A 4,006-nucleotide genomic window follows, 5' to 3' on the forward strand; every position below is an offset into this window, starting at 1 on the left:
GGTGGTGGTGGTGGTGGTGGTGGTCTGGTCAGTCACGGAGGCCTCGCGGGATGGTGAGTCGGCCGATGCCGAGGTAGAGGAGGTCGAAGAGCATCGCGAGCGCGGCGATGGCCAAGGTGCCACCGAGCAGCCGTTCCAGCGCACCGGGTGAGCCGATGCTCCGGATGCCTCCGAGGATCTCGTTGCCGAGACCGGGGCCGCCGACGAGGGCCGCGATGGCGGCGATGCCGATCACCAGCTGGGTCGAGACCCGGATGCCGGTGAGGATGACCGGCCAGGAGGTCGGGAGCTCGATGCGCATCAGCCGACGCCCCGCCCCCATGCCCATGCCGCGTGCGGACTCGACGATGGCAGCATCGACCCCGCCGAGCCCCGTGACCGTGTTCCGAACGATCGGGAGCAGGGCGTACATGGAGAGGGGGATGATCGCTGGCTTGTAGCCGATGCCCACCAGGGGGATGAACAACGAGAACAGCGCGAGCGAGGGGAAGGTCAGGAACGTCGAGGTGGTGTTGAGGATCACCTGGCGGGTGTACGAGAACCGGACGGCGATCACGCCCAGGGTGAGCCCGATCACGATGGCGATGGCGATGGGGATCAGGGTCAGGAACACGTGTTCGAGCGACAGTTCGACGAGGATGTCGCGCGTGAAGGGATCGGCGAGGTAGTCGGTGAAGAACGCCACCGGGGGACCGCTTCCGTCGTCGAGCTCGGGGGGACGTGCGGGAGCTCGCGGGACGGCGGATCCGGCTGCCCTGCCGGGACGTCGGCCGTTGCGGCCGACGGGCATCGTCCGAGCTGAGGCACGCTCGTCGTGGGGATGTGGTCATCCACCATACGGGAGGCGGGGTCCATCCGGCCAGTCGACCGGTCGCTCACCGGTCCGCCGGCACGCCACCCGAGCGGACGGCCCTCCTCGTCGGTGTCACGGGTCACGGGTAGCGTGGTGCCGTCAGCGACCGTGGGGGCGGCCGCACCCGCCGGCGGGATCCGGCGGAGAGACGACCCTGTCCGTGCCTCGACGCACCTGGACCGACGACGACCTCCGAGCCGCGGTGGCTTCGTCGCTGAACTGGAGCGCTGTGCTCCGCTCGCTCGGCCTCCGGGGTCGAAGCGGTGCAAGTCTGGTCGCCGCTCGGCGCCGGGCCGCAGAACTCGATCTCGACACCTCGCACCTCCCGAGCCGTGACGGTGGTGCACCGAGGACGTGGAGCGATGACGAACTGCAGCGTGTCGTCGCGAACGCGACGACCCTGGCCGGCGTGTTCCGTGAACTGGGCCTGCAGGTCGGTGGGGGAGCCTGGCAACGCATGCGTGAGCACATCGGGCGGCTCGACCTCGATACCAGCCACTTCACGCGCGACCCCCGCGGGGGAACGAGCGCCCCAGGTCGGACGCCGTGGTCCGATGACGATCTGATCGGCGCGATGCCGGGAGCACGGAGCATCAGCGAGGTGATGCGCCGACTTGGCGTACCGTCTGGCTCGCACGCCGAGCGACGTCGCATCCGGGAACGCATCGATGCTCTGGGCCTTCCGGCGGAGGATCTCCGCGGCCGTCGCTGGGCAGAGGGACACCGCACTCACCGGACGCGAAGACCGTTGGCGGAGCTCCTCGTTCGCGAGCGTGAGATCGGCTCGACCAGCTCCCTGCGTCTCCGACTCATCGACGAGGGCTACCTCGAGCCGAGGTGCGAACGCTGCGAGCTCGAGAAGTGGCTCGACGGGTCCATACCGTTGCAGTTGGATCACATCGACGGGGACCGCTCGAACAACCTCATCGAGAACCTCCGGTTGCTCTGTCCGACCTGCCACGCGCTGACCGACACCTACTGCGGCCGGAACATCGGGCGCCGGTAGGATGCGCCTCCGCACGGCGTACGCCGTCGCGGCCCGGTGGCGGAGTAGGCAGACGCGAGGGCCTCAAAAGCCCTTGCCCTTCGGGGCGTGTGGGTTCGAATCCCACCCGGGCTACCACCCGATGTTTGGTCGAGGTCGCCGTGCGCGAGTAACGTCGCGCGCCCGGTCGGTCCGACCGAACGCCTGGCCCGGATCCGTCCGGAACCGATACCCGCGGGAACGAGGGCGACGCGACGACCGGACGTGAGACGACGAAGGTGCGCGAGCGCCTGGTGCGGATCCAGGAGCAGCTGCGACGGGTCCGGGCCAACGAGCGCGTACTCGTCGAGCAGGTGAGCTACCTGGGCGACGTCGCCGGGGACGCCGAGACACGCAAGCTGGTGGCGGAGACGCCGCTCGCGGACCGTGAGTGGCGGGAAGCACGAACGGATCTGGATCGACACACCGCGCTGCTCGACGAAGCCCGTCGGGAGGTGACGGACCTGCTCACCGAGCGCGACCGCCTCCTCGACCGGCTCTCGGAGCTGGACACCGCACACGGCTGAGGACGACGAGTGACCGAGACCACCGCCCCAGAGGGTGCCCACGAGGCCCGGCCGACGCGTGTCCTGATCGCCGAGGACGAGGCGCTGATCCGTCTCGACCTCAAGGAGATGCTCCAGGAGGAGGGCTTCGAGGTCGTCGCCGAGGTGGCCGATGGAGCCTCCGCCGTGCGGCTCACGCGCGAGCTGCTGCCGGATCTGGTCATCCTCGACGTCAAGATGCCGGTGATGGACGGCATCCAGGCCGCCGAGGAGATCGCCAAGGACCGCTTGTCCGCGATCCTCATCCTGACCGCGTTCAGCCAGCGTGACCTGGTGGAGAAGGCCCGGCGTGCAGGGGCGATGGCCTACCTCGTCAAGCCGTTCCAGAAGCATGATCTGCTCCCGGCCGTCGAGATCGCTGCGGGGCGTTTCCGCGAGCTCTCCGGCCTCGAACGCGAGGTCGACGACCTCCAGGGCCGCCTCGAGGCCCGCAAGCTCGTCGAACGGGCCAAGGGGCTGCTGCAGGAGAAGGAGGGCATGTCCGAGGCCGAGGCGTTCCGCTTCGTGCAGCGCCAGGCGATGGAGCGCCGGCAGACGATGAAGCAGGTCGCCGAGCGGGTCATCGAGCAGTTCGAGAGCTGACCTGGCCGCGCTCGGGCATCCTCGCCGGACCGGGTCCCTCGCTATGGTCGGGAGCCTCCGACCGCGGTCGTAGGTCTCCGGACCCGTCCGCTGCCGCCCCGCTCCCGAGACCGCTGGAGGAACCCATGCGCCTGACCACCCGTCGCGCGAGCGCGCTGCTCGCCGCTCTCGCGCTCACCGCGACCGCCTGTGGCGGCGGTGACGACCCCGAACCCGACACGACCGAGGACGGCGCCGAGAGCACCGATGACGGCGGCGATGGCGAAGCTGCCGCCGACTTCACCCTCCTGACCGAGGGCACGCTGTCGATCTGCTCGGACCTGCCCTACGAGCCCTTCGAGTTCGAGGACCCCGATTCGCCGTCCGGCTTCTCCGGCTTCGACATCGACCTGATGCAGGCGATCGCCGACGACCTCGGGCTCGACGGCATCGAGGTGCGCGCGACGACCTTCGACACCATCGAGAACGGCACGGCGCTCGCCACCGACCAGTGCGACGTCGCGGCGTCCGCGATGACGATCAACGACGAGCGCGAGGAGAACCTCGACTTCACCGACTCGTACTACGAGTCGCTGCAGAGCCTGCTCGTGAACGCCGACTCGGACATCGCCAGCCTCGAGGACACCGACGGCAAGCGCATCGGCGTGCAGGTGTCGACCACCGGTCAGACCTACGCCGAGGAGAACGCGCCCGAGGGTGCCGAGCTCGTCGAGTTCCAGAACACCGGTGACCTGTTCGCCGCGCTGGTCTCCGGCAGCGTCGACGCCATCCTGCAGGACCAGCCGGTCAACGCCGAGCGTGCCCGCACCGACGACTCGGTCGAACTGGTCGAGGAGTACGACACGGGTGAGTCCTACGGCTTCGCGGTCGCCAACGAGCGCGAGGACGGTCTGCTCGACGCGCTGAACGACGGCCTGCAGACCCTGCGCGACGACGGCCGGTACGACGAGATCTACGACGAGTACTTCGCCGCCGAGTGAT

General features: G+C 69.3%; 5 protein-coding genes and 1 tRNA gene. 5 read left to right on the forward strand and 1 reads right to left on the reverse strand.

Going from position 1 to position 4,006, the window contains the following annotated elements:
- Positions 1-28: 28 nt before the first annotated feature.
- Entirely contained in the window at positions 29-685 is a 657-nt protein-coding gene (locus WEB03_RS05625; RefSeq protein WP_368069973.1) for an ABC transporter permease, read from the reverse strand.
- A gap of 916 nt (positions 686-1,601) precedes the next feature.
- Here WEB03_RS05625 and WEB03_RS05630 point away from each other — a divergent pair.
- The 5 genes from WEB03_RS05630 (at position 1,602) to WEB03_RS05650 (ending at position 4,005) form a co-directional block, all read left to right on the forward strand.
- On the forward strand, positions 1,602-1,859 hold the full coding sequence (locus WEB03_RS05630; RefSeq protein ID WP_368069974.1) for an HNH endonuclease: 258 nt from the start codon (positions 1,602-1,604) through the stop codon (positions 1,857-1,859).
- Positions 1,860-1,889: 30 nt separating this feature from the next.
- Positions 1,890-1,976, forward strand: a tRNA-Leu gene (locus tag WEB03_RS05635).
- Between the two features lie 140 nt (positions 1,977-2,116).
- Positions 2,117-2,404 (forward strand): hypothetical protein, encoded by a 288-nt coding sequence (locus WEB03_RS05640; protein ID WP_368069975.1) that lies wholly within the window; start codon positions 2,117-2,119, stop codon positions 2,402-2,404.
- A gap of 9 nt (positions 2,405-2,413) precedes the next feature.
- Positions 2,414-3,025, forward strand: coding sequence for an ANTAR domain-containing response regulator (locus WEB03_RS05645; RefSeq protein ID WP_368069976.1), 612 nt, complete (start codon positions 2,414-2,416; stop codon positions 3,023-3,025).
- Between the two features lie 125 nt (positions 3,026-3,150).
- Entirely contained in the window at positions 3,151-4,005 is an 855-nt protein-coding gene (locus tag WEB03_RS05650) for a transporter substrate-binding domain-containing protein (protein ID WP_368069977.1), read from the forward strand.
- Position 4,006 lies beyond the last annotated feature (1 nt).

The organism is Nitriliruptor sp. (assembly GCF_040882075.1).
Taxonomy (GTDB): domain Bacteria; phylum Actinomycetota; class Nitriliruptoria; order Nitriliruptorales; family Nitriliruptoraceae; genus Nitriliruptor.

Bases quoted from the DNA above. Each gene is read 5' to 3' on its own strand.
- WEB03_RS05650 (WP_368069977.1), top strand. From the start codon at position 3,151: ATGCGCCTGACCACCCGTCGCGCGAGCGCGCTGCTCGCCGCTCTCGCG.